Source organism: Oricola sp., assembly GCF_965230365.1.
Lineage (GTDB): Bacteria > Pseudomonadota > Alphaproteobacteria > Rhizobiales > Rhizobiaceae > Oricola.
The window spans coordinates 60497-85819 of record NZ_OZ246003.1 but is presented as its reverse complement, the minus strand read 5'-3'; the positions used below and the strand labels follow the sequence as shown (position 1 = coordinate 85819).

23 protein-coding genes are annotated in these 25323 nt (G+C 62.7%); 10 read left to right on the top strand and 13 right to left on the bottom strand.

The genetic code is table 11. The features are described 5' to 3' along the window. Positions 1-7 precede the first annotated feature (7 nt). Genes ACO06R_RS00430 through ACO06R_RS00415 form a run of 4 tightly spaced genes read left to right on the top strand, consistent with a single transcriptional unit; the run spans position 8 to position 4900 of the window. Complete coding sequence (locus tag ACO06R_RS00430) at positions 8-1288, top strand: AAA family ATPase (protein WP_421854561.1); 1281 nt, start codon at positions 8-10, stop codon at positions 1286-1288. 32 nt (positions 1289-1320) lie between these two features. After that, on the top strand, positions 1321-2838 hold the full coding sequence (locus tag ACO06R_RS00425; protein WP_421854558.1) for a CpaF family protein: 1518 nt from the start codon (positions 1321-1323) through the stop codon (positions 2836-2838). Between the two features lie 43 nt (positions 2839-2881). Further along, a complete protein-coding gene (locus ACO06R_RS00420; RefSeq protein ID WP_421859136.1) occupies positions 2882-3895 on the top strand; it encodes a type II secretion system F family protein in 1014 nt (337 codons plus the stop codon). Between the two features lie 6 nt (positions 3896-3901). Continuing rightward, positions 3902-4900, top strand: a complete 999-nt coding sequence (locus tag ACO06R_RS00415) for a type II secretion system F family protein (protein WP_421854555.1) — start codon at positions 3902-3904, stop codon at positions 4898-4900. Between the two features lie 6 nt (positions 4901-4906). Here the strand turns inward: ACO06R_RS00415 and ACO06R_RS00410 are convergent, their stop codons facing one another. Beyond that, positions 4907-5533, bottom strand: a complete 627-nt coding sequence (locus tag ACO06R_RS00410) for a LysE family translocator (RefSeq protein ID WP_421854552.1) — start codon at positions 5531-5533, stop codon at positions 4907-4909. A 76-nt stretch (positions 5534-5609) separates the two neighbouring features. Next, a complete protein-coding gene (locus tag ACO06R_RS00405; RefSeq protein ID WP_421854549.1) occupies positions 5610-6431 on the bottom strand; it encodes a tetratricopeptide repeat protein in 822 nt (273 codons plus the stop codon). A 173-nt stretch (positions 6432-6604) separates the two neighbouring features. Between ACO06R_RS00405 and ACO06R_RS00400 the strand changes: the two genes are divergently transcribed. The 3 genes from ACO06R_RS00400 (at position 6605) to ACO06R_RS00390 (ending at position 9274) form a co-directional block, all read left to right on the top strand. After that, positions 6605-7993: a leucyl aminopeptidase family protein gene (locus tag ACO06R_RS00400; protein WP_421854546.1), complete on the top strand. Its 1389-nt coding sequence runs from the start codon at positions 6605-6607 to the stop codon at positions 7991-7993. A gap of 70 nt (positions 7994-8063) precedes the next feature. Beyond that, on the top strand, positions 8064-8414 hold the full coding sequence (locus tag ACO06R_RS00395) for a MarR family winged helix-turn-helix transcriptional regulator (protein WP_421854543.1): 351 nt from the start codon (positions 8064-8066) through the stop codon (positions 8412-8414). Further along, the gene (locus ACO06R_RS00390) at positions 8411-9274 is read left to right on the top strand and encodes an NlpC/P60 family protein (RefSeq protein ID WP_421854539.1); all 864 of its coding nucleotides are present in this window, start codon (positions 8411-8413) and stop codon (positions 9272-9274) included. Before ACO06R_RS00395 ends, ACO06R_RS00390 begins: the two co-directional genes overlap by 4 nt. A gap of 12 nt (positions 9275-9286) precedes the next feature. Here the strand turns inward: ACO06R_RS00390 and ACO06R_RS00385 are convergent, their stop codons facing one another. From ACO06R_RS00385 to ACO06R_RS00350, 8 genes are all read right to left on the bottom strand, one after another. Then, on the bottom strand, positions 9287-9829 hold the full coding sequence (locus ACO06R_RS00385) for a dihydrofolate reductase family protein (protein ID WP_421854536.1): 543 nt from the start codon (positions 9827-9829) through the stop codon (positions 9287-9289). Continuing rightward, positions 9826-10779 carry a 2-hydroxyacid dehydrogenase gene (locus ACO06R_RS00380; protein WP_421854533.1) on the bottom strand — a complete coding sequence of 318 codons (954 nt, stop codon included), beginning with the start codon at positions 10777-10779 and terminating at the stop codon, positions 9826-9828. Before ACO06R_RS00380 ends, ACO06R_RS00385 begins: the two co-directional genes overlap by 4 nt. Further along, on the bottom strand, positions 10776-12404 hold the full coding sequence (locus tag ACO06R_RS00375) for an ABC transporter ATP-binding protein (RefSeq protein ID WP_421854530.1): 1629 nt from the start codon (positions 12402-12404) through the stop codon (positions 10776-10778). Before ACO06R_RS00375 ends, ACO06R_RS00380 begins: the two co-directional genes overlap by 4 nt. Beyond that, positions 12401-13570 carry an ABC transporter permease gene (locus tag ACO06R_RS00370; protein ID WP_421854527.1) on the bottom strand — a complete coding sequence of 390 codons (1170 nt, stop codon included), beginning with the start codon at positions 13568-13570 and terminating at the stop codon, positions 12401-12403. The genes ACO06R_RS00375 and ACO06R_RS00370 overlap by 4 nt, the downstream gene beginning before the upstream one ends. A 1-nt stretch (position 13571) precedes the next feature. Then, positions 13572-14822, bottom strand: a complete 1251-nt coding sequence (locus ACO06R_RS00365; protein ID WP_421854524.1) for a microcin C ABC transporter permease YejB — start codon at positions 14820-14822, stop codon at positions 13572-13574. Between the two features lie 33 nt (positions 14823-14855). Beyond that, the gene (locus ACO06R_RS00360; RefSeq protein WP_421854521.1) at positions 14856-16736 is read right to left on the bottom strand and encodes an extracellular solute-binding protein; all 1881 of its coding nucleotides are present in this window, start codon (positions 16734-16736) and stop codon (positions 14856-14858) included. Then, entirely contained in the window at positions 16733-18556 is a 1824-nt protein-coding gene (locus tag ACO06R_RS00355; RefSeq protein WP_421859134.1) for an extracellular solute-binding protein, read from the bottom strand. Before ACO06R_RS00355 ends, ACO06R_RS00360 begins: the two co-directional genes overlap by 4 nt. 181 nt (positions 18557-18737) lie before the next feature. Next, positions 18738-19349 carry a c-type cytochrome gene (locus tag ACO06R_RS00350; RefSeq protein WP_421854518.1) on the bottom strand — a complete coding sequence of 204 codons (612 nt, stop codon included), beginning with the start codon at positions 19347-19349 and terminating at the stop codon, positions 18738-18740. Between the two features lie 161 nt (positions 19350-19510). On the opposite strand from ACO06R_RS00350, the gene ACO06R_RS00345 reads away from it, so the two are divergent. Together ACO06R_RS00345 and ACO06R_RS00340 are read left to right on the top strand one after the other, a co-directional pair. Then, complete coding sequence (locus tag ACO06R_RS00345) at positions 19511-20254, top strand: 3-deoxy-manno-octulosonate cytidylyltransferase (protein ID WP_421854515.1); 744 nt, start codon at positions 19511-19513, stop codon at positions 20252-20254. Between the two features lie 17 nt (positions 20255-20271). Next, entirely contained in the window at positions 20272-21132 is an 861-nt protein-coding gene (locus tag ACO06R_RS00340; protein ID WP_421854512.1) for a prephenate dehydratase, read from the top strand. 27 nt (positions 21133-21159) lie between these two features. Here the strand turns inward: ACO06R_RS00340 and ACO06R_RS00335 are convergent, their stop codons facing one another. The 3 genes from ACO06R_RS00335 to ACO06R_RS00325 form a co-directional block, all read right to left on the bottom strand. Beyond that, complete coding sequence (locus tag ACO06R_RS00335; protein WP_421854510.1) at positions 21160-22005, bottom strand: fumarylacetoacetate hydrolase family protein; 846 nt, start codon at positions 22003-22005, stop codon at positions 21160-21162. Positions 22006-22091: 86 nt separating this feature from the next. Beyond that, a complete protein-coding gene (locus tag ACO06R_RS00330) occupies positions 22092-22472 on the bottom strand; it encodes a DUF3307 domain-containing protein (protein ID WP_421854507.1) in 381 nt (126 codons plus the stop codon). Positions 22473-22588: 116 nt separating this feature from the next. Beyond that, positions 22589-23623 (bottom strand): LacI family DNA-binding transcriptional regulator, encoded by a 1035-nt coding sequence (locus ACO06R_RS00325; RefSeq protein ID WP_421854504.1) that lies wholly within the window; start codon positions 23621-23623, stop codon positions 22589-22591. Between the two features lie 286 nt (positions 23624-23909). Here ACO06R_RS00325 and ACO06R_RS00320 point away from each other — a divergent pair, with 286 nt between their 5' ends. Next, on the top strand, positions 23910-25265 hold the full coding sequence (locus tag ACO06R_RS00320; RefSeq protein WP_421854501.1) for an ABC transporter substrate-binding protein: 1356 nt from the start codon (positions 23910-23912) through the stop codon (positions 25263-25265). Positions 25266-25323: the final 58 nt, after the last annotated feature.

The window sequence follows — 25323 nt, the reverse complement described above, 5'->3', positions numbered from 1 at the left end:
GACGGTTATGTCAGACGCAGCATTCAGCGAAGAACTGCACATCGAACCCGACGAAAGCCCGGCCGACGTCGCCGCGCTGAGCGAGGTGCGGCCGGTGCCGCGCATTTCGATCCAGGCGTTCTGCGAAACCGAGGGCGTTGCCGCCCCGATCAGCCGGATGGCCGATGATCGGCGGATGGCGAAGGCTCAGACACGGGTCTACATGGGCGGCATTCCGGCGGCCGTCGAATTCTACCAGGGCGCGCCGACGCCGAATCTGATTGTCGTGGAAACGACCGCGAGTCTCGAGGAATTGTTCCGGGATCTCAACAATCTCGCCGAGGTTTGCGATCCGAGCACCAAGGTCGTGATCGTCGGTCACCAGAACGACGTCGCGCTCTACCGCGAACTCATCCGCAACGGCATTTCCGAGTACATGGTCGCGCCGGTCTCGATCGCTGACCTGATGAACGTCGTCGGCACGCTGTTCGTCGATCCGGAAGCAGAGCCGCTCGGCAAGTCGATCGCCTTTGTCGGCGCCAAGGGCGGCGTCGGTGCCTCGACCATCGCGCACAACGTGTCCTGGTCGATCTCCACGCTGTTTCAAAGCGAAGTGGTGATCGCCGACATGGATCTGCCATTCGGGACCGCGAACATCAACTTCGACCAGGATCCGGCGCAGGGTATCGCCGAAGCGGTCTTCTCCTCGGACCGCATCGACGAGGTTTATCTGGATCGCCTGCTTGCCACCTGTGCCGAGCACCTGTCGCTTCTTGCGGCGCCGTCGATGCTCGACAAGGTCTACGACTTCGATACAGAGGCCTTTACCCAGCTAATCGATGTCGCGCAGCGCACCGCTCCGTGCGTTGTCCTTGACGTACCCCACAGCTGGAACGGTTGGACGCGGATGACGCTGGAGCGCGCCGACGAGGTGGTCATCGTGGCCGCGCCGGAACTGGCCAACCTGCGCAACGCAAAGAACCTGATCGACACGCTCAAGAAGTTGCGCCCCAACGATTCCGAACCGCGGCTCGTCCTCAACCAGGTCGGCACGCCGAAACGGCCGGAGATCACGCCGGATGATTTCGCCGAGCCGCTCGGGGTCGAGCCGCTGGCGGTTATCCCGTTCGATGCGCAGCTTTTCGGCACCGCCGCCAACAATGGGCGGATGCTGGCCGAAACCGATGCTGGCAGCCCGGTTGTGGCGAGCCTCTCCAACATCGCCCACGTGGTCACCGGCCGGGGCGTTGTGCGCGAGAAGCCGAAATCGGGTCTCCAGGGCATCCTGTCGAAGCTGAAAAAAAAGTGACGCCCCAGCGGGGCCAGTAGCGGAACAAGGCCATGTTCGGAAAAAAGGGAAGCGGAAGCGGATTGGGCGGACCCGCCAGGGAAACGTCGGGTCAGGGCGAGCCGCGTCCGGCGCCGGCCACCGCCGACACAGGCGCCGCGGCTACGCCGCCGAAACCGGCTGCACCGGCCGGGCAGACGGCACCGCTGCCGTCAGCGCCGGCACGCCCCTCCGGTTCGCGTCCTGTCGAAGCGGAAGCGGAGAAACCGCGCGCCAAATCGGCCCGTAACGACGACTACTACGACACCAAGATGCAGGTGTTCTCGGCTCTGATCGAGACCATCGACCTGTCGCAGCTCGCCAAGCTGGATTCCGACAGTGCGCGCGAGGAAATTCGCGATATCGTCAATGACATCATTGCAATCAAGAATTTCGCCATGTCGATCGCCGAGCAGGAAGAACTGCTCGACGACATCTGCAACGATGTTCTCGGTTACGGTCCGCTCGAGCCGCTTCTGGCGCGCGACGATATCGCCGACATCATGATCAATGGCGCCGAAAACGCCTATATCGAGGTCAACGGCAAGGTGCAGGAAGCCGACATCCGCTTCCGTGACAATCAGCAGTTGCTCAACATCTGCCAGCGTATCGTCAGCCAGGTCGGCCGGCGCGTCGACGAATCCAGCCCGATCTGCGACGCGCGCCTGCCGGACGGGTCGCGCGTCAACGTCATCGCGCCGCCGCTCGCAATCGACGGCACCGCCCTGACTATTCGTAAGTTCAAGAAAGACAAGCTGACCCTAGACCAGCTCGTCAATTTCGGATCGGTTTCGCCAGAAGGTGCGACGCTTCTTCAGATCATCGGCCGCGTGCGCTGCAATGTGGTCATCTCCGGAGGTACCGGCTCCGGTAAGACCACGCTGCTCAACTGTCTGACCCGCTACATCGATGAAACCGAGCGAATAATCACCTGCGAAGACTCCGCCGAACTGCAGCTTCAGCAGCCGCATGTCGTGCGTCTGGAAACGCGCCCGCCCAACCTGGAAGGCGAAGGCGAGATCACCATGCGCGATCTTGTCCGCAACTGTCTGCGCATGCGTCCGGAACGCATCATCGTCGGCGAGGTGCGTGGACCCGAGGTCTTCGACCTCTTGCAGGCCATGAACACCGGCCACGACGGATCGATGGGAACGATCCACGCCAACACGCCGCGCGAGTGTCTGAGCCGCATGGAGTCGATGATCGCGATGGGTGGCTTCGCGCTACCGCAGAAGACCGTTCGCGAGATTATCGTCGGTTCGGTCGACGTGATCGTGCAGGCTGCACGCCTGCGCGACGGCTCGCGGCGCATCACCCACATCACCGAGGTGATCGGCATGGAGGGTGACGTTATCATCACGCAGGACCTGATGGTCTACGATCTGCAGGGCGAGGACACCAGCGGCCGGATTCTCGGTACGCACCGCTCGACCGGCGTTGGCCGGCCGGCCATGTGGGATCGTGCGCGTTACTTCAATGAGGAGCAGCGGCTGGCCACGGCACTCGACGCGATGGAGGTCGTCACATCGTGACAGAGCGCATGCAGACCGCTGGACAGGGTGGCACGACATGACGGTGTTCGGTATTCCGGCAGTTGTACTCGCCTTCATCGCGCTCGCCGGGCTCGGCGTCGGTGGCGTGCTTTACGCCTTTTTCCTCAACGATATCGAAAACGAACAGAAGAAAGCCAAGCGCTTTTCAACCATCAAGGCGCAGTCCACCGACAGCGTTTCGCGCCGGGCGATGCATGACCGCGCCGCCGAGGCCGGCAAACGCAAGAAGCAGATTCAGCAATCGCTCACCGATCTTGAGGAGCACAACAAGAAGCGGGCCGCCGGGACCACCAATCCGCCGCTGAAGAAGCTTTTGTTGCAAGCCGGGCTCAAGATCGACGCGCGAACCTTCTACGTCTACTCGGCCGTATGTGCTGTCGTCTGCACGATCCTCGCCTACTTTCTGGGTGTGCCGCCGCTGTATCTGATCGGCGTTCTGTTTGCCGGCGGCCTGGGCCTGCCGCGCTGGATTGTCGGCCTGATGCGTAAGCGCCGCATGAAGGCGTTTCTGGAAGAGTTCCCGAATGCGATTGATGTCGTCGTTCGTGCCATCAAGTCGGGATTGCCGCTCAATGACGGCCTCCGCCTGATCGCCGCCGAAGCCCGCGAGCCGGTCAAGTCCGAATTCCGTCGGATCATCGAGACGCAGCAGCTGGGCCTTTCGACGCCGGAAGCTTGCGCGCGCATGTATCAGTCGATGCCGCTGCCGGAGGCTAACTTTTTCGCCATTGTTATTCAGATACAGGCGTCGGCCGGCGGCAACCTCGCCGAGGCGCTGGGGAATCTGTCGCGGGTGTTGCGCGACCGCAAGAAAATGAAGGCGAAAGTTTCGGCGATGTCGATGGAGGCCAAGGCCTCGGCGGCGATTATCGCCGCGCTGCCGTTCATCGTCACCATCCTCGTCTACCTGACGAGCCCGAACTACATCACGCTGCTGTTTACGACCAACACCGGCAATCTCATCATTGGCGTTTCGGCGGTGTGGATGTCGATCGGCGTGTTCGTCATGCGCCAGATGATCAATTTCGAGGTTTGACGCATCATGTCCGCAGATATCGTCGAACTCCTGACTTCGCCGCAGCTTGTCATTGCTGTGCTTGTGTCCATCAGTGTCTTCGCAACGCTTTTCACCATTTTGACTCCGATGCTTGGCGGCAACGAGTTGAAGGCGCGGATGAAGACAGTGGCCACCGAACGCGACGAGATCCGCGCCCGCGAGCGTGCCCGGCTTGCCGCTGAAAAACAGCAGAACCGCGGTTCGTTGCGCATGGAAGCCAAAAGCGGCGGAATGGGCGACATTGTCGAGCGCCTTGATCTGAAGCGTGCTCTCGCCGACCAGGCGACCGTCGACAATCTGCGCGCCGCAGGTTTCCGGGGTCAGCAGCCGCTCAACACCTTCCTTTTCCTGCGTCTCGTGCTGCCATTCTTGTTCTTCGTGGTCGCGTTGGCATATGTGTTCGGCCTCGGCAGCTTTGCCGAACAGCCGACCGGGATTCGCGTTCTGGTCTGTGTCGGTTTCGCCTATCTCGGCTTCTACTCACCGAACATCTACGTCACCAACAAGGCGTCCAAGCGAAAGACATCGATCAAGAAAGCCTGGCCCGATGCGCTCGACTTGATGCTGATCTGCGTCGAGTCCGGAATGTCGATCGAAGCGGCGTTCCGCAAGGTGTCGGAAGAAATCGGCTCGCAGTCGATCCCGCTCGCCGAGGAATTGGTGCTGGTCGGCGCCGAACTGTCCTATTTGCAGGAGCGCCGGCAGGCCTACGAGAACCTTGCCCATCGCACCAGTCTAGAAAGCGTCAAGTCGGTCGCGCAGGCGCTGATCCAGTCCGAGCGCTACGGTACGCCGGTTGGCCAGGCGCTACGGGTGCTGGCGAATGAAAGCCGCGATCAGCGCCTGAACGAGGCAGAAAAGAAAGCCGCCGCCCTGCCGCCTAAGCTGACGGTGCCGATGATCCTTTTCTTCCTGCCGGTCCTGTTCGGTGTCATCCTTGGTCCGGCAGGTATCCAGGTCTCCCAGAGCGGCGGGATTTTCTAGGCCGCGTTACCGCTCCTGCAGTGCCAATCGCACACCGAGCCCGCAATAGATCGTTCCGACGATCTTGCCCTGTAACCTCGTCACCACCGGATTACGCCTCAGGAACCGGCTGAGCGATCCCGCGCCGATGGCGAACATCGCCGTGCTGGCAAAGCCGATCAGCACGAACAGCAGGCCGAAAACCACCAGCTGCAGCGTCACGAAGCCGTTTCCCGGATCGACGAATTGCGGCAGGAAGGCGAGAAAGAACAGCGCCGTCTTCGGATTGAGGACTTCGGCGAGAATTGCCTGTCGGAATGCGGTCGCCGGCGTTACCCGCACCGGATCGGCCTCGGGCAAGGATGACGTCCGTGTCGTCAGCGCCCGGATGCCGAGATAGATAAGATAGGCCGCGCCGGCATATTTGACGATCGAAAACAGCATCGCCGACGCCGCGATGATCGCCGAAATCCCGATGATTGCCATGACCGTATGCAGGATGTCGCCGGCGGCGATCCCGGCTCCCGTCGCGATGCCGGCCCTGGTGCCGGACGTGGTCGCGCGCGCGACCGTCAGCAGCGTGGCCGGGCCGGGCACGATGACGAAACCGGCCACGATGGCGATATAGGTGATCAGGGTGGCGGGATCGATCATGCTGCTGCCTTCTCCGGATTGTTCCGTAAGGACAGCACTGAAATCGGCGCGAGGCAAGACGCCTCGCGGAAATGGATTATTGCGCGGCTTTCTTCTGGTCTTCCTGGCGGATCAGGTTCCAGGAATTCTGCTGCGCTAGCATGTTGCGCAGATAGGCGACATTGGCTTCGACCTGCTGCGGCGACAATTCGCGCCGTGCGATGCTTTCCGCCTCGTCGAAGCGGCCCTGCAACCCGACCACCAGCGCCAGGTTCTGGCGCACGCGGCTATCGGCGGCCGGATGATTGATCGCCTGACGCAGATGCGTTTCGGCCTGCTGCAGATTGCCCTCCAGCATATGGCTCATGCCCAGGTTCGACAGGATCGTGGGTTCGCTCGGGCGCAGCTGCAGCGCCTTGCGGTAGCGTTCGCGGGCCAGATTCGAACGGTTCGTCTGATCGTAGATTGCGCCTTCCGCCGAAAGCAGCCGCCAGTCGGGATCTGTCGGGTCCTGCGCGCGCTGGATGGCGTCAAGTGCCGCTGTGAACTGGCCGGCGCTGGCCAATGCCTTGCCGTAGGCGGCGAGAATGTCGCGATCCTTGGGATGGTCGATGGCCGCCTTGCGCATCACGGCGAGCGCCTGTTCGTTGCGGCCGTTCATGCGCAGGATCGAGGCGAAGGCCATTGCGACCGACTTGTCCTTGGGGTTGCGCTCGTAGATCCGCGAATAGGAACCGATAGCCTGTTCGAGTTCCACCGCTGTCATCTGTTCGACGGGCTTCTGCGGACCGCGGTTGATCGACCCCGTCGTCAGCGAGCGGTCGGCGCAGCCTGCGATCGTGCTGGCAGCGAGCAGCACGGCCAGGAGATGCTTGGTCGTCCGCCGCCGCGTCCCGGCCTGGCGTCGGAATTCTGCCATATGCGCAATAGAAACCATGCAGCGCCCCCCGTGGCGGTGTACCGGAGCAGGGCGGTCTGTGATGGGCCGCAACCTGCTAGCGAGATTGGCTTTGCAGAATGAAATATTCTGTTAACCCTAACGGATCGTTAATGGGGTGCTGATCGGCCCGCTTTCTACGCATTGGATTGACCATGTTCTCTCAGGTTTTCACGCTGGATGCCCGCACTCGCAAGACCGCGCGTCCGGTCTGGTTTCTGCGCGCTGGCGATGTTGGCGACGACAGCGGTTTCGACGCATCGCTTCGCGCGTGGATCGCCGCCAGCGATTTTCGCGCCGGCGCGGGCGATGTGCTGCTGGTTCCGGATGCCGGCGGCGGCGTGCGCGGCGCGGTGCTCGGCCTTGGCGACGGAGACGATCCGCTGGTCGCCGGCGGGCTCGCCACGAGCCTGCCGGCTGGCGCTTGGCGTTTCGACAACACTGACGCTGTCGACAGCCGCCTAGCCAGCATTGGCTTCGCGATGGGCGCATATCGCTTCGACCGTTATCGCCAGCAGACCCGCGAGCGCCCGATCCTGGCGCTAGATCCGTCGCTCGATGCCGGGGAAATCGGGTCGGTCTCGCAGGCCGTCTGGCTGGCGCGGGATCTGGTGAACACGCCGGCAAACGATCTCGGCCCGGACGAGATCGAAGCCGCAGCCCGGCAGGTGGCCAAGGACTGCAAACTGTCGATCAAGGTCATCAAGGGTGCGGAAACCCTGCAAAAGGAGTTCCCGCTGATCCATGCCGTCGGCAAGGCATCGGCAATTGCGCCGCGTCTGATCGACATGCGTTGGGGCAAGCGCGGCGCGCCACGGCTGACGCTGGTCGGCAAGGGCGTGGCGTTCGACACCGGCGGCCTCGATATCAAGCCGTCAGGCGCCATGCGCAACATGAAAAAGGACATGGGCGGCGCGGCCAACATTCTGGCGCTCGCCAGGCTGGTCGTTGAAGCACGCCTGAATGTCCGGTTGCGGGTCCTCATCCCGGCGGTTGAGAACGCCATTGCCGGCAATGCGTTTCGCCCTGGCGATATCTATCCGAGCCGCAAGGGGCTGACGGTGGAAATCGGCAACACTGATGCCGAAGGTCGGCTCATCCTCGCGGACGCGCTGACGCTCGCCGACGAGGAAAAGCCCGACATGATCATCGACATGGCGACGCTGACGGGCGCGGCGCGCGTGGCGCTCGGCCCGGACGTGCCGGCCTTCTTCAGTAACGACGACGCCTTTGCCGACGCGCTCGCCGCCGCCTCTCTGCTGGAACACGATCCGGTTTGGCGCATGCCGCTATGGTCGCCCTATGCCAAGGGCCTGTCATCGCAGGTCGCCGATCTGTGTAATATCACGACCGACGGAATGGCCGGTGCGGTGACCGCCGCGCTGTTCCTCAATCGCTTCGTGACCAAGGCGAAGAACTGGGCACATTTCGATCTGTTCGCCTGGAGCTTGACGGCCAAACCGCATGCGCCTATCGGCGGCGAAGCCCAGGCGATCCGGGCGCTGGTCGCCGCCTTGAAGTTGCGTTACGGCGTGATGGAATGACCATGTGTTGATCGAAAGCCGGAAATTCACGTATTGTGACGGGTCCGAAACAATACCGGGTGGCCGAACCATGTCGATCCGCCTGCGCCCAAGCCAGGCCTTGGCGCTCTGGCACCAGGTCGCACTGTCGGAGGTGCGCAGCGCCTCTCCGGACCTGTCGCTGCGCCAGACCGCGATCCTGCTGACAATCTATCTGGAGCCGCCGCCGCACACCGTGCGCGGGCTTGCGACCCGGCTTGGCGTGACCAAACCCGTCATCACGCGGGCGCTCGATACGATGGGCGCCAACAAACTCGTCAGCCGCCACCGCGATCCGAACGACAGGCGCAATGTCGTCATTTCGCGGACCGTCGACGGCGCGCTCTATGTCGAACGTTTTGCCGATGTCGTGATCGACCGGGCGAGGGAGCTGCCATTGTGAACACATCGCTCGACCCGCGTCTGAATGCATGGCGCGCCGATCTCGCCGACCGGGAACTGATCGGCAAGGTCGAGGCAACGCGCTTCGTAAGTGGTGAACCGGCGGTGATCGGGGTTCCTGTGGCCAATATCCATCGCGAGCCGTTCGGCGTGTCCGGTATGGATACGCAGTTCCTGTTTGGCGATACAGTTGCCGTCTTCGAGCGTTCAGGCGGCTGGGCCTGGGTGCAGGGCGGACGCGATGGCTATGTCGGCTATGTCGTCGAAGACAGCCTTTTGCCGGCTGGCGCCGCGCCGACGCATCGCGTTACCGCGTTCTCGACCTTTGTTTATCCAGGGCCCGACCTGAAGCGCCCGCCGCTCAGCGCGCTGTCGATCGGATCATGTGTCACCGTGACCGGCAAATCGCCTCACCGCAAGAAGGGCTACCTTCTGCTTGCCGACGGCTCGGCAGTCTTTGCAAGCCATCTTGCGCCGCTTGGTGAAGATGCTGCCGACTGGGTCGCGGTCGCCGAACAATTCCTCCACACGCCCTATTTATGGGCCGGGACCTCGGCGTTTGGCGTCGATTGCTCGGGTTTGGTTCAGCTTGCAATGTACGCGGCTGGCCGTAACGTCCTGCGCGATACCTACATGCAGGAGGAGAGCATTGGCGACGGGTTGCCCATGCGTGGCGGTATGCCGGCCCTGCGCCGTGGCGATCTTGTGTTCTGGAAGGGGCATGTCGGCGTCATGACCGACAGCGAAAATCTCTTGCACGCCAATGGCAACACCATGACCGTGGCGCGCGAGCCGCTGGATGCGGCAATCGCCCGCATCGCCCCGGCCTACGGCAGTCCGACTTCGGTGCGCCGGCCATAGGGCTGCATCGGTTCAGCGTTCGACCGCGTAGCGCGACTGCACGAAACCGGATGCAAAGTACTCGGCGCTTTCCAGCTTGAGATGAATGTCGCCGTGGTGTTCGCCGAACAATCGCCGGCCGGAGCCCAACAGCACCGGTATCTGCGTGATCGTCATCTCGTCGATCAGTCCCTCGGCGAGGAAAGACTGGATCAGCCGGCCGCCATCGATATAGGCGGCGCGCCAGCCCTCGTCGGCCAGCTCCTGCATGATTGCCCGCGGCGCCTTGTCGGAGATACGCACTTTGCCGGCTAGCGCGTCCGGGATCGATTGCGCCGTCAGCGTGGATGACAGCACGACGGCCGGTTTCTCGTAGGGCCATTCGCCAAACCCGAGCACTGTCTTGAAGGTGCCGCTTCCCATGACCAGCCCGTCGACGGTTGCCATGAACCGCGCATAGCCGTGATCGTCGCCGGTGTCGGGATAACGGTGCAGCCAGTCGATGTCGCCGTTTTCGCGCGCGATGAAGCCGTCAAGGCTGCACGCGATGAAGACCTTGCCGGATACGACCTTCAATATCCCGCCTCCGGATCGACCAGATCGCGCAGCGGCTCGCCCCGATCATGCGCATCCATCTGCGCGATCATCGGCGGCACCAGTGCCTCGGGAACCGACGTCGCCGCCGCATGCGGTGTGATCATCACCTTCGGGTGCGCCCAGAGCGGATTATCCGCGGGCAACGGTTCGGTCTCGAACACGTCGAGCGACACGGCGCCCAACCGTCCGTCGTCAAGCGCGGCGAGGATGTCGGTCTCGTTCTGCAAGCCGCCCCGCCCGGCATTGATCAGTACCGGCGCGCCAAGCGGTCCCTCACGTTTCATGCGGTCGAACAGCGGTGCGGCGAGAATGCCGCGCGTATCCGTTGTCAGCGGCAGCAGGCAGACGACGATATCGCAGGCAGCGAGGAACGCGCCAAGCCCGGCATCGCCCGCATAGGTGTCCACGCCGTCGACGGTCTTGGGACTGCGACTCCAGCCGGCCAGCCGGAAGCCAAGCGCGCTCAGCTTGCGCGCCGCGTCGGTGCCAAGCTGGCCAAGGCCGAGAATGCCGACGGTCACATCCTCGGCGGCGGGCTGGAAGCGGTCTTCGTGCCAGATCTTGCGCGCCTGCTGGCTGCGGTAGAGCGGGCCCTTGCGGTGATGATCGAGCACCTGCCAGGCGACATATTCGCTCATCCGTCCGGTCAGATCCTCGGCGACGACGCGTACCACCGGCACGCGGGGTGCATCGCCGCCGGCAAAGATGTGGTCGACGCCGGCCCCGATGGAGAAGACCGCTTTCAGGTTGGGCAGCCGGTCGAGAATGCCTTTTTGCTGTTTCCACACGACCGCGTAGTCGATGCTTCCGTCTTCCGCGCCGTCCGGTTCCTCGACGACCGTGCGGTCGGGTGCCGCCATCTCGAGCGCCTTGCGCCAGACCGCCGGATCGAACCCGGTGACGGCCAACAGGATCTTGCCCTTGCTCATTCGTTGACCACTCCGTGCGGCGCGACCGCGATGTCGAATGCGGCCGCCATCAGGGCCTTTGTATAATCGGTGCGCGGCGCGTCGAAGATCTGCTCGGCGGAGCCTTGTTCGACGACCGTGCCGGCGCGCATCACCATCACCTCATTGGCAAGCGCGCGCACCACCTTCAGATCGTGACTGATGAACAGGTAGGCGAGATCGTATTTGCGCTGCAAATCGCGCAAGAGGTCGACGATCTGCGCCTGTACGCTCATGTCGAGCGCCGAGGTCGGCTCGTCGAGCATGACGAATTTCGGCCTGAGCGCCATGGCCCGGGCGATCGCGATGCGCTGGCGCTGGCCGCCGGAGAATTCGTGCGGATAGCGGAAGCGGGTATCGGGATCGAGCCCGACATCCTTCAACGCCTCGACCACGCGCAGGTCGCGGTCGTCGCGGGACAATTGCGTCTCGTGGATGGCCAGTCCCTCGCCGACGATCTCGGCAACCGACATGCGCGGGCTGAGCGATCCGTAGGGGTCCTGGAAGACGATCTGGATCTCGCGCCTGAGCGGCCGCATGTCGTTGAACGAGAAGGTGTCGATGGACTTGCCGTCGAAACCGATTTTCCCCTCCGAACTGATCAGCCGCGTCAGCGCCAGGCCGAGCGTCGTCTTTCCGGAGCCGGATTCGCCGACAATGCCGAGCGTCTGGCCGCGCCGCACCGCGACATCGATGCCGTCGACCGCCTTGACATGATCGACGGTGCGCCGCATCAGGCCGCGCCGGATCGGAAACCACACCTTTACATCCTCGCCCTGCATGACCACCGGCGCATTGTCGTTGTGCGGCGTCGGCTGGCCCTTCGGCTCGGCGTCGAGCAGATGGCGCGTATAGGCGTGTTGCGGATTGGCGAAGATATCCGCCGTAGGGCCGGTCTCGACGATTCTACCGCCTGTCATCACGCAGACACGGTCGGCGATTTTCCGCACGATGCCGAGATCATGCGTGATGAACAGCATCGACATGCCGTGTTCGCGCTTCAATTCGTCGAGCAGTTGCAGGATCTGCGCTTGCACGGTGACATCGAGCGCCGTTGTCGGTTCGTCGGCGATCAAAAGCTTCGGCCGGTTGGCGAGCGCCATGGCGATCATCACGCGCTGGCGCTGGCCGCCTGAAAGCTGGTGCGGATAGGCCGAGAGCCGCTTCGCCGCGTCACGGATGCCGACCTGGTCGAGCAGTTCCAGGATGCGGTCCCTGATCTGCCGGTCGCCGGTCGCGCCGTGCAGCCGCAGGATCTCGCCGATCTGTTTTTCGACCGTGTGCAGTGGGTTCAGCGACGTCATCGGCTCCTGGAAGATCATCGCGATATCGTCGCCGCGCACCGCGCGCAGGTTGCGTTCGTCGGCCTTCAGCAGATCCTTGCCGCCAAACATGATCTCGCCGGAGGGGTGGCTGGCGGCCGGATACTGCAAGAGCTTCAGGACCGACAACGCCGACACCGATTTGCCCGACCCGGATTCGCCGACCAGCGCCACCGTCTCGCCGTCGCCGATGTCAAACGAGATGCGGTCGACGGCGAGCGTCGTTTCGCCGCCTTGGGTAAACGCGACCGACAAGTCGCGGATCGAAATCAGCGGCGCGCTCATTGGAACGTCTTTCTGGGATCGAAGGCGTCGCGCGTCGCCTCGCCGATGAAGATCAGCAGCGACAGCATGATCGCGATCACGAAGAAGCCGGAAAAGCCGAGCCAGGGCGCCTGCAAGTTGCTCTTGCCCTGCAGGATCAGTTCGCCGAGCGATGCCGAGCCTGGCGGCAGGCCGAAGCCGAGAAAGTCGAGTGAGGTCAGCGTCGTGATCGAACCGTTCAGGATGAACGGCAGGAAAGTCAGTGTCGCCACCATGGCGTTCGGCAGCAGGTGCCGGAACATGATCGTCCGGTTCGGTACGCCGAGCGCGCGTGCCGCGTTTACATACTCGAAATTGCGCGCCCGCAAAAACTCGGCGCGCACGACGCCGACAAAGCCGACCCACGAAAACAGCAGCATGATCCCGAGCAGCACCCAGAAGCCGGGCGGCAGCACCGCCGCCATGATCAGCAGAATGTAGAGCTGCGGCAATGAAGACCAGATTTCGACGAAGCGCTGGCCGATCAGGTCGGTCGCGCCGCCGAAGTAGCCCTGGATGGCGCCGATGCTGACGCCGACCACCGCTGATGCGGTCGTCAGGATCAGCCCGAACAGCACCGATATTCGGAACCCGTAGATGATCCGCGCCAGCACGTCGCGCGCCTGGTCGTCGGTGCCGAGCCAGTTGAAATTGCCCACAACGCAGTTGGCATCGTCCACGCCGTCGAAATAACGCACGCACAGCTCTTCGCGGTTGTCGAACAAGAAGGCCGGTCTGGAGGGTGCGGCGGTCGGCACTTCCTTGTTCACTGTCCGGTAGGAGTAGCGGATTGGCGGCCAGATCATCCAGCCATTGGCGCTGATCTCCTCCTCGATGAAGGGGTGCTTGTAGTCGATCGACGGCAGCGCCAGCTCGTCGTCGGGAAACAGCACCTTCTCGCCATAGTCGAAGAACACCGGGTAGAGGAACCGGTCCTTGTAGGCGACGAGGATCGGCCGGTCATTGGCGATGAACTCCGCAAACAGCGACAGGATGAACACCACAAGGAAGATCCAGAGCGACCAGTAGCCGCGCCGGTTGGCCTTGAAGTTCTGCCAGCGCCGCTGGTTGAGCGGCGACAGGAACGACCGGCGAGGGCGCGTCTTGGCGGTCTGCGCCCTCTCCGAAACTGGCGACGCCTGGTCCATCTCAGACGTCCCTCTGCTCGAAGTCGATGCGCGGATCGATCCAGGTGTACATCAGGTCCGACAACAGGCTGACCAACAGGCCCATCAGCGAGAAGATGTAGAGCGTGGCGAACACCACCGGATAGTCGCGGTTTACCACCGATGTGAAGCCCAGCAGGCCGAGGCCGTCGAGCGAGAAGATCTGCTCGATCAGAAGCGACCCGGTGAAGAAGGCCGAGATGAAGGCGCCCGGAAAGCCGGCAATGATGATCAGCATGGCGTTGCGGAAGACGTGGCCATAGAGCACCTGCCGTTCGTTCAGGCCCTTGGCGCGCGCCGTGATCACGTATTGCTTGCGGATTTCGTCGAGAAACGAGTTCTTGGTCAAAAGCGTCGACACGGCGAAGGCCGAAAGCACCATCGCCGTCAGCGGCAGGGTGAGGTGCCAGAAATAGTCGGGAATGACGGTAAACACGCACTCGCCGGCATCAAACTCGGCATTGCCGGTGATCGGAAAGCCGTTCGGCCAGTCACTGAGCCAATGGAACGGCGCGTCGGGATTGCCGAAAATCGGGAAGTTGTTTTGCCAGCCGACCCAGTCCGTCGGCGCGCATGCCCGGCCATTGACCCCGTCCGACAAAAGATCGCGCAACGGGAACCAGTCGAGGAAGGAGCCGCCGGCAAACAGCACGATCAGCATCACCGCAAACAGGAAGCCGGGGATCGCATAGGCGACGATGATGACACCGCTGGTCCACACGTCGAAGGCCGAGCCGTCGCGGATCGCCTTGCGGATGCCAAGCGGGATCGAAATGCCGTAGGAGATCAACGTGATCCAGATGCCGAGCGATATCGACACCGGCATTTTCTCCAGGATCAGGTCTGTGACCGTGATCTGCCGGAAATAGCTCTCGCCGAAATCGAAGCGCGCATAGTCCCAGACCATCTGCTTGAAGCGCTCGAGCGGCGGCTTGTCGAAGCCGAATTGCCGCTCCAGTTCGGCGATGAATTCCGGATCGAGTCCCTGCGCGCCGCGATATCTGGAGGTGGTCTCGCCACCGCTTTCGATCGATGTCGCAAAGTCTTCCTGTGCGCCGAGATCGCCGGTGCCGCCAGAAAACCGGTCGGTCGCGTCGCCCTGGCCGGTCAGCTGCGCGATGACCTGTTCAACCGGCCCACCGGGAGCGAACTGTATGACCACGAACGAGATCGCCATGATCCCGAGGATCGTCGGGATCATCAGCAACAGGCGGCGAACGACATAGGCGCCCATCAGACGGCCCTCTCGTCGTTCGGGGTCATCGCATCACGTCTCTTCAAGCGCTTCCGCCTTTGCCGGGTCCACCCACCATAGCCGCTCCACCGGCCACAGGTAATCGGGCTTCGGTTCCTTGAAACCGAAAATGTCCCAGAATGCGGCGCGGTGATTCGCGGACGTCCAATTTGGAATCCAGTCTCGCCTCTGGCGCAAGACCCGGTCGAGAACCCGCATGGCGGTGCGGTGTTCGTGGCGCGATCCGGCAGCGCCCACTTCCGCGATCAGCGCATCGACCAGCGGGTCGGTGATGCCCGCCCAGTTGCGCGAGTTCGGTGTATCGGCGGCGAGGCTGCCGAACACATTGTCGAGACTGGATTGTGTCGGCGTTGCGTTCCAGGACAGCGCATAGCCGGCGAGATCGAAGTCGAATTCGCCGACGCGCGCCCGGTATTGTGCCGGGTCGACAAGCCGCAGCGAAGCGTTGATGCCGATGCTGCGCATGGTCTCCACCCACGGATTGAATATCCGGATGAAGATGGTTGCGCGCACCAGCATCTCCACGTCCAGCCGTTGCCCATCGGCATTCCTCAACTCGCCATTGCGGTTCGCCCAGCCGGCGTCGCGTAGCAGTCCGATCGCCTTGCGAAGCCGGCTGCGGTCGCGCCCGGAGCCATCGCTCGGCGGTTCCTCATAGGCCTCGTGCATGATGCCGTCTGGAAATGCGAACCGGTCGGACAGCCTGTCGATCAGTGCGCGCTCTGCCACATCCGGCTTTCCGACCGTCTCGTAGGGCGAGCCGGAAAACAGCGAATGGCTCTTGTCATAGGCACCGTGGAACAGCTTGTCGTTCGTCCAGGCGAAATCGAAGCACAGTGCGATCGCGTCGCGCACCCGCCGGTCGCGGAACTGCGGCCGGCGCGTGTTGAAGGCCGTCGCCTGCATCGAGGGCCGCAACTCGCCGGGAAACAGCCGCTTGACGACCTTGCCCTCCTCGTAAGCGGGGAAGTTGTATTCAGTCGCCCACACCTTGGCGGTAAACTCCTGGCGGAAAGTCACTTCGCCCTTCTTGAAGGCCTCGAATCCGGACTGGCGCTCGGTGTGAAACTCGATGCGGACGGTCTGAAAATGGTCGAGGCCGCGCGATGTGCCAAGGTCTTTGGCCCAGTAATCGCCGACGCGCTCATATTCGATGAAGCTGCCCGGTCTGAAACGGCCGATCGTGTAGGGGCCGGATGTCAGCGGGCGGTCGAGTTTCGCGTCGGTAAATGCGTGTTCGCGATGCCATTCGGCGGAGATGATCGGAAAGTTCGCGATGGTCAGGATGGCCATCGCCGATTGCCTTCCGTCGAAAACAAGTCTCGCCGTCATGTCGTCTTCGGCGATTGCCTCGCTGAGGACGGCAAGCGGCAGCGAAAATTCGGGATGCCCGTCCTGTTTCAGCGCCTTGTAGGTGAATGCCACATCATGCGCCGTGATTGGCGTTCCGTCATGCCAGCGCGCTTCCGGGCGCAACCTGAAGCGAAACGTGTTGCCGTCATCGGAGATCGTCACGCTCTCGGCCAGATGCGCATAGATCGCGTCCGGCTCGTCCCAGGCTTCCACCATCAGCCGGTCGAAGCAGTTTTCCATGCGCGGCGGCGCGTCGCCGCGCCGCGCGAAGGTGTTCAGCGTGTTGAAGGTCTGGTGGTTCTGGTTGAAGTACCAATTGGGCGGCTGGAAATTGAAGGTTCCGCCCTTCGGCGCGTCCGGCGACGCATAGTCGAAATGGGCAAAGTTGCGCGGATACTTCAGGTCGCCGAAGGCCGACAGGCCGTGCAGCGCCTCGCCGGGCGGGTTTTGCGCAAGGCTCAGCCGCGGGAAGGCTGCGCTGGCGATGATCCCGCCTGTCAGCGCCAGGAAGGTCCGCCGGCTGCCGAAGATGCCTGTCACTCGCCGGCTCCTGCCGCGGTCAGCGCCGCTTCCTTTTCGGGGATCACCCACCAGGATTCCAGGTCCGCGCCGGCATAGGCAGGCTGGGTATCGGGAATGCCGAACTTGTCCCACCATGCCAGCCACACTTCCGGCGTATGCCATTGCGGGATGTAGTAGTAGCCCCACAGCAAGACGCGGTCGAGCGCATGGGTCGCGGCGACCAGGGTCTCGCGATCCTTGGCGAAGATCACCTCGTCGACCAGCGCGTCGACAACCGGATCGGTGATGCCGGAGAAATTGCGCGAATCCGGTTCGTCCGCGGCAGACGAACTCCAGAAATCGCGCTGCTCGTTGCCGGGCGACAACGATTGCAGCAGCACCACGGTCGTCATGTCGAAGTCGAAGCTGCGCAGCCGGTTGACCTCCTGCGCGCGATCAACCAGCCGGATCGACGCGTCGATCCCCAGCCGGCGCATGTCCTCGACGAACTGGCCTGCGATGATTTCGTCGGTCGGGCTCGAACCGAGATACTCGACCTTGAACTGCTCGCCGGTCTTCTCGTTGACCAGCTTGCCATCACGGCTGATCCAGCCGGCCTGCTTGAACAGCCGGAACGCCATCCGCTGGTTGGTGCGCTGTGCGCCCGGCACGGAATAGTCGGGCAGACTGAAGGTCTCGGTGAACAGTTCCGGCGGCAGGCTGTCGCGGTGTTTTTCCAGGATTTCCAGTTCCTTGCCTTCCGGCAGGTCGCTGGACGCCAGCTCTCCGCCTTCAAAGTAACTGTCGGTGCGGGTGCGCAACCCGTAGAGGCGCGTCCGGTTGACGGTCTCGAAATCGAACAGCAAGTTCAGCGCCCGTCTTACGCGGCGGTCCTTGAACCGGTCGCGCCGCGTGTTGATCGCAAAGCCCTGCATGGCCTCCGATGCGTCGCGCTCGAATGTCCCGCGTACCACCATGCCTGCCTCGAACGCCGGGAAATCATAGCCCTGGGCCCAGAATTGCGAGCGCCGCTCGACGCGGATGTCCTCAAGCCCGCCCTTCTTGAAGGCCTCCCATTCGGCGACCCCGTCGCGGAAGTAAACATAGCGGCGGATGTCGAAGTTCTCGCGGCCGATCTTCACCGGCACGTCGGCGCCCCAATAGTCGGGCACACGCTCCCAGACGATCTCCGATCCGGTCTCGAAGCTCTTGATTCGGTACGGACCGGAGCCGAGCGGCGGCTCCAGCGTCGGCTGCGAGAAGTCGCGTTTTTCGCCGTCCGGCCCGGTGCCTTCCCACCAGTGTTTCGGCAATACGACAAGATCGCCGATGATGTGCGGCAGTTCGCGGTTTCCGGTCTGGTCGAAGCGGAATTCGATCTCCCGGTCGTTCAACGCCACCGCCTCGACGATATTCTCGTAATAACGGCTGTATAGCTGGCTGTGCTCGGTCAGCGTCTCAAACGACCAGATCACGTCCTCGACGGTAACTGGCTTGCCGTCGTGCCATCGCGCCTTCGGATTCAACCGGTAGATCGCCGAGGAGTAGTCATCGGGAAAGCTGAACGCTTCGGCGACGAGCGCGTGGCTGGTGCTTGGCTCGTCGACCGCCTGCTCCATCAGCGTGTCATAGATCAGACCGCCGCCCAGATTGGCGAAGCCGGCAGCGGCGGAACCGCGGACGATGTAGGGATTGAACGAATCGAAGGTGCCGAAAGCGGCAGAACTCAAAGTTCCGCCTTTCGGTGCATCCGGATTGACATGATCGTAGTGCTTGAAGTCGTCGCCGTACCTGCTCTCGCCGATCAGCGAGGCGGTGCTGTGCCACACTCGTTCCCCAGCGCCGGCTCCCGCCGACATCGTTACTGCGGCCACAATCAGCCACACCGGATATGCAATCCGCACGCCTCAGCCTCCCTGCAAGATCGTCTTTCATGGGACCTTAGGGCCTAATGCGGGAAAACAAAGGCGAAAAAAGCAAAGCCGGGCGAAAACCCGGCTTTGTCGATCAAGTTCGGCTATCAGCCGGGTAAGTGTGCGCTTACTCGGTGGCGGTCTCTGCGGGAGCCTCGGTCGCGGTCTCTTCCGAAGTCTCGGTGGAGGGAGCCGCGTTGGCGTCGGGAAGCGGTGCCGGATCCGACGATAGCGTACGCAGATAGGCAATCACGTCGGCGCGGTCCTCGACCTTCGAGATGCCGGCAAAGCCCATCGAGGTGCCGGAAACGAACTTCTTCGGCTTCCACAGAAAGCCGTTGAGGTTCTCGTAGTCCCACACGGTTCCGCCCTCGGCGAAGCCGGTAATGGCCGACGAGTATTTGAACCCGTCATGCGAGCCGACGGCACGGTTGACGATATTCCAGAGGTTCGGGCCGACCTTGTTTGCGCCGCCTTCATCGACCGTGTGGCAGGCTGCGCACTTCTTGAAGTCGCCTTCGCCGGCAGCCGCATCGGCGCTGGCCATAAGGGGCGTCACCGGATCATATTCCGGGCCTGCCGGTTCGGCTTCACCGCCGCCATGGCCGTCGCTTTCGACCGCGGCGATCGCAAAACCCGCCTGCTCGGGCGTCTTGCTGTAGAAGATCGCGTCTCCCAGAATGCCGACCGTCATTACGAAAAACACGGCGCCAAGAAACGCGCCCGCATACATGTTCATCTTCTACGAATCCCTCGCAGTCCACTATCCCGTTTCACGCAGGCCACGCTTTCCCATGACCCGCACGAAGTCGCGCGGAACCTAGGTCTTTTGCTCGCGGCTTGCAACACATATAAGGTCGGAGCCTTGAGACCTTTTGACACTCTCCCACCTCGCTTGAAATGCGTCCGATTGTCCTGATTCCCGCCCGCATGGCCTCGACCCGGCTGCCCGACAAACCGCTTGCCGATATCGCCGGCAAGCCGATGATCATCCATGTCGCGGAACGGGCGCGCGAGGCCGACTGCGGACCGGTTGCGATTGCCACCGACGATGCGCGCATTTTCGAAACGGTCAGCGATGCCGGGTTCATGGCAGTGATGACGCGCCCCGACCATCCGTCCGGTTCCGACCGCATCCACGAGGCGATCGTCTCGCTCGATCCGCAGGCTGCACACGACATCGTCGTCAATGTGCAGGGCGACCTGCCGACCATCGATCCCGCCGATATCCGCACTGCGCTGGCGCCGCTCGCCGAGCCTGTCTGCGATATCGCCACGCTCGGGGTCGAGATAACCGACGAAGCCGAAAAGACCAATCCGAACGTGGTGAAGATCGTCGGCACGCCGGTCGGCCCGCGTCTGTTGCGCGCGCTCTACTTCACCCGGGCGACGGCGCCGTGGGGCGACGGTCCGCTTTATCACCATATCGGGCTTTATGCCTATCGACGCGCTGCGCTCGAGCGGTTCGTGTCGCTGCCGCCGGCTGAACTGGAAACCCGCGAGCGGCTGGAGCAGCTTCGGGCACTGGAAAACGGCATGGCCATCCACGCCGCCATCATTGACACCGTGCCGCTGGGCGTCGATACGCAGCCGGACCTGGATCGCGCGCGCGCTGCTTGCGTGAAAGTGAATGTCGCCGGCTGACTGAAAGAAAAGAAGAAATGACAGGTTCCGACAAGTTCATTGCGTTTCAGGGCGAGCCCGGCGCCAATTCCGATACCGCTTGCCGGGACATGTTTCCCGACATGGAGCCGATGCCGTGTGCGACCTTCGAGGACGCGTTCAACGCCGTGGAGAATGGCATGGCGGCGCTGGCGATGATCCCCATCGAGAACACGATCGCGGGTCGCGTCGCCGACATTCACCACCTTCTGCCGGAATCGCGCTTGCACATTGTCGGCGAGTATTTCCTGCCGATCCACTTCCAGCTGATGGTGCTGCCGGGCACCGGTTTCGACGAGATCGACTCCGTTCACAGCCATATTCACGCACTCGGCCAGTGCCGCAATGTCATCCGCAAGCATCGCTGGAAGGCGATGGTTGCCGGCGACACTGCGGGCGCGGCGCGCCTCGTCTCCCAGACTGGCGACCGCACGATGGCTGCGCTCGCACCGGAACTCGCCGCCGAACTCTACGGGCTGGAAATACTTGCGCACGATGTCGAGGACCACGCCAACAACGTCACCCGTTTCGTTGTGCTGTCCAAGAAGGCCGCGGTGCCGCCGCGCACCGATCCGGACGAGAAAATGATGACGACTTTCATCTTCCGGGTCCGCAACATTCCGGCCGCCCTCTACAAGGCGATGGGCGGTTTCGCGACCAACGGCGTCAACATGACCAAGTTGGAGAGTTACCAGCTTGGCGGCAAGTTCTTCGCCACGCAGTTCTATGCCGATATCGAAGGTCACCCCGACGACCCGAACGTGCAACTGGCCTTTGAGGAACTCGGCTTCTTCTCAGAGGACTTGCGGGTGCTCGGCGTTTATTGCGCAGCCGCCAATCGCGACCGGATCGGCGCCTGACGCGTATTGGTCTGATCCGGAAGGGTTCTAACCCTGCACGACGGCCTGGCGCTGCGCCCCCAGGCCATCGATGCCGAGCTCCATCACATCGCCGGGCTTCAGATAGACCGGGTCCGGCTTCACGCCCATGCCAACGCCGGGGGGTGTGCCGGTGGAGATCACGTCGCCCGGATGCAGCGTCATCAGGTTCGACAGGTGTTCGATGATCTCGGCCACGGTGAAGATCATTTTGGACGTGTTTCCGGTCTGCCGTCGCTCGCCATTGACGTCGAGCCACAGGTCCAGCGCCTGCGGATCGGCGATTTCGTCGGCAGTGACCAGCCATGGCCCGGTCGGCCCGAACGTGTCGCAGGACTTGCCCTTCGTCCACTGGCCGGTCAGCCGAAGCTGGAAGTCGCGTTCGGAGACATCGTTGATCACGCAATAGCCGGCGACATGGTCCAGCGCGTCTTCCTTGCTGACATATTTAGCCTTCTTGCCGATGACCACACCGAGTTCGACTTCCCAGTCGGTCGCGGTCGAGCCGCGCGGGATCTCCACATCGTCATTCGGGCCGACGATCGCCGAATTGGCTTTCATGAACAGGATCGGATGTTCAGGAAGCGGCAGATTGGATTCGGCGGCATGATCGGAATAGTTCAGCCCGATGCACAGAAATTTTCCGATACTGCCGACACAGGGGCCGAGCCGGGTGGCGGCGTCCACCACTGGCAGGCTTTCGGGATCGATTGCGGCAAGCCGCGCCAATGCATCGGGTCCGATCGTGGCGCCGGAGATGTCGTCGACATGTCCTGACAGGTCACGGATGGTCCCGTTAGGGTCCAGCATGCTCGGCTTTTCCGCGCCGGCCGCTCCAAATCGCAATAGTTTCATGGGTGGGACACTGCTCCTCTCTTGCGGCGCGGACCGTAGACGCACGAAGAGGCAATGCCAAGCGCCGCGCGCCGGCGAAACGCATGTCACGCCATCAGTGAAATCATCGCGTAATAGGTGATGCCGACATAGGTAAGCTGGTGCAGCAACTGGTCGAAACCGTGCAGTTGCCAGTAAAGGCTCGGTTTGCCCTCGGCGCTCGATTTTTCGGTGATGCGGTCCTTGGCAAAATCGATCAGGAAATGGACCACGAACTCGGCCGCCATGATCGTCAGGACTGCGCCGGCGGGAACACCGGCGATCAGCACCAGTGCGCCGGATCCGGCGGCGTGAAACGCCGCATGCGCATAGCCGCCCGGCGCGGTCAGGCTGCCCTTGCTGGACAGCATCCAGGCGGGCTGAAAGACAAAATCGGCGAAATAGTGCTTGATCAGAAGCGCGATGAACAGCGCAAAGACGAGCGACATTGGCGGCGGCGATCCCTTCTCGTTTCGGCGGCACGGCCGAAACGGCGTTCAAGTATTAGCATTCGCCGATATATGCAGGGTGTGACCAATGTCACACCCCGAATCGAAAAGATTCATTATAGCGCCGCGGTTGCGCATTCGAGCGGTCGCGTTGACTTGCCGACACTCAGTTCGGCGTTCAGCAACAGGCTGGCGTTGTCGCCGCCGCCCTCGATCTGGTCGATGAGCATGTCCGCGCATTGCCGGCCCGCGAGCCGGATCCCCGACCGATATGCCGTCAGCAAACCGCCGTCGCCCGTCGAGGGAAGGAATGAGAGGCAGTCGTCGAATCCGATCATTGATACGTCATCGCCGGGCCGCAGGCCGCGGTCGCGCAAGGCCCGGATCGCGCCCATCGCCGTCAGCACGCTGGAGCACAGAACCGCGGTCGGCGTGTCGCGCAGGTCGAGCAGCGCCAGCATCGCGGCGTGGCCGTTCGGCTCGATCATCTCGTTCGAGTACATCAGTTCGGGAACGGGCTTGATCCCGTTTTTTCGCAACGCGCGCTCGTAGCCAGCCCGCCTGCGCTCCGCGAATGTCATGAACTCCCAGCCATTGATCAGGCCGATGCGGCGGTGGCCGAGCGACAACAGGTATTCCGCCGCCTTTTCGAAGACCTCCTCATTGTTGACGTCGACCCACGAATAGCTCTCTTCGGGATCCTTCGTGCGGCCGTGGACGACGAAGGGCAGGCCGAGCGCGTTCAGCAGGCGGACCCGTTCGTCGTCGACGGTCGGCCCGTGTACGATCACACCGTCGACGCGCTTGTTGCGGTGAAGGCTTTCGTAGAATCGGTTCTGCTCGTCTTCGCTGACCACGGAGATTAGCATGTCGTAGCCGCGCCGGTGGTAGATTTCGCCCGCGCCCGCGATGAAGTCGATGAAATGCGGGTTCATCATGTCGTGGTCGGCGACCGGAACCACATGGCCGATCGTCAGCGACTTGCCGGTGGCCAGCCGCTGTGCACTGCGGTTGGGCTGGTAGTTCATCTCGCGCGCGAACTCCGCGACACGCTGGCGCGTTGCCTCGCTGACCTCCGGATAACCATTGAGCGCGCGGCTCACCGTCGTTTGCGACAAGCCGAGCAAACTGGACAGCTTTTTCAGGTTCATCGGATGGCTGCTCCTCCCGTGCGCCGTTCAAATGTCGCGGATAATGGATAAACAGGACAAAAAGTTCCAGTATTTTCAACCATGCCTTTGCGTGAACGCATCCGGTCAAGCGGTTGGCTTTCCCGGCTATATTGGCACTTCTCCTGCGGCGCTTCATAATAATCGCTTGACTCGGCGTCGGGATGGCAGGAAGTTTTTCCAGCCAAAGCGCTTTGGAGGGTTTTGGACGCAAGAAGGTCGCGCGGATTGGAAGATTCGCTCCTAATCGATCCTGGGAGGATTATCGATGAAGAAGACTTTGTCGGCGGGTGTCGCCGCATTTGTATTGTCTGCTGTTGCCGCACAGGCTGCAGACCTGAAGTACCCGATCGGCGAAGGTCCGTTCAGTTGGGACAGTTATAATGAGTGGAAGGCCAATGCGCCGGATCTGAGCGGCCAGACCGTCACGATTACCGGTCCGTGGCTGCAACCCGAAGACGCCGTCTTCCGCACTGTTGCCGCATACTTTGCCGATGCGACCGGCGCCGAAGTCATCTACACCGGCTCGGACTCCTTCGAACAGCAAATCGTCATCGACGCCGAGGCCGGTTCCGCACCCAACATCGCCGTGTTCCCGCAGCCCGGCCTTGCCGCCGACATGGCGGCGCGCGGTCTGCTTCATCCGCTACCCGAAAGCCTCGGCGCATGGGTGGCCGAGAACTACGGTGCCGGCGAATCCTGGGTCGACCTCGGCACCTATCCCGACAAGGACGGAAACGACCAGCTCTTTGGCTTCTTCTACAACGTCAACGTCAAGAGCCTTGTCTGGTATGTGCCCGAGAACTTCGAGGACGCCGACTACGAAGTGCCGGGTTCGATGGAGGAGCTCAAGGCCCTGACAGAACAGATCGTTGCTGACGGCGAAACGCCCTGGTGCATCGGCCTCGGATCGGGCGCGGCAACGGGCTGGCCGGCGACTGACTGGGTCGAAGACCTGATGCTTCGCACGCAGCCCCCAGATGTCTATGATGCATGGACCACGAACGAGATGCCGTTCAACGATCCGCGCGTCGTTGCCGCGATCGAGGAATTCGGCTGGTTCGCCCGCGATGACGCCAAGGTGTCCGGCGGTTCCGGTGCGGTGGCCACCACCGATTTCCGCGACAGCCCGAAGGGCATGTTCGCCTCGCCGCCGCAATGCTACATGCACCGCCAGGCTTCGTTCGTTCCGGCCTTCTTCCCGGAAGGCATCGAATTCGGTGAAGACGTGGACTTCTTCTACTTCCCGTCTTTCTCCGAAAAGGATCTCGGCAATCCGGTTCTCGGCGGCGGAACGCTTTTGGCGATCACCGATCCTTCGGATGGGGCCGACGCGTTCATGAAGTTCCTCGAACTGCCGTTGGCACATGAGGTCTTCGGCGCGCAGTCGGGCTTCCTCACGCCGCTCAAGACCGTCAATCCGGAAACCTATCTGAACGACGCGCTTCGCGGTCAGGCCGAGATTCTGGTTAACGCGACGACGTTCCGTTTCGACGGTTCTGACCTGATGCCCGGCGGCGTCGGCGCAGGCACCTTCTGGACGGGAATGGTCGATTACACCGGCGGCAAGGATGCCCAGACCGTCGCGGACGAAATCCAGGCCAGCTGGGACGCTCTGAAGTAAGGCGTTCGCTGAGCGCCAAGCCTTGGCGAAAGGCGGCGAAAGCCGCCTTTCGTACTCA